Raw genomic sequence first — 410 nt, forward strand, 5'->3', positions numbered from 1 at the left:
TTCACATAAAGAATTCGTAAAAAATGAAATGGATTTTCTAATTTCAAGTCTAGCCTACAATCTTTATCATGTATTCCAGCAAACAATATTAGAAGAAAAAGATCAGACAATACGAATGAATACATATCGATTGAAATATCAGAAAATAGCAGTCAAAGTGATACAACACGCAAGACAGGTAACGCTTAGTTTTAGCAGTGCCTACAAAAATAAAACTCAGTTTACTCAGTACTGGAATAAAGTGTTGCAGATTTAACGTTTTGAACCTATATTTTAAAAAATCAGCAATGTCTGATATCCTTTTATATACTCATTTCAAACCATTCGAAAACAAAATGAAAAAGATTAGCCGAGTTGGATCCATCAACAAGGCTAATCTTCTTTTATTATCTTTTCATGAATAATTCAGG

Annotated in this window: 1 protein-coding gene; it reads left to right on the plus strand. The window is 30.2% G+C overall.

Features of this window, described 5'->3' with window-relative positions:
• Positions 1–256, plus strand: a 256-nt coding sequence (locus KTQ83_RS12065) for a transposase (RefSeq protein ID WP_217256973.1), incomplete at its 5' end; no start/stop codon positions are given.
• Between the last annotated feature and the right edge of the window lie 154 nt (positions 257–410).

The organism is Holdemanella porci, assembly GCF_019052655.1.
GTDB lineage: Bacteria > Bacillota_I > Bacilli_A > Erysipelotrichales > Erysipelotrichaceae > Holdemanella > Holdemanella hominis.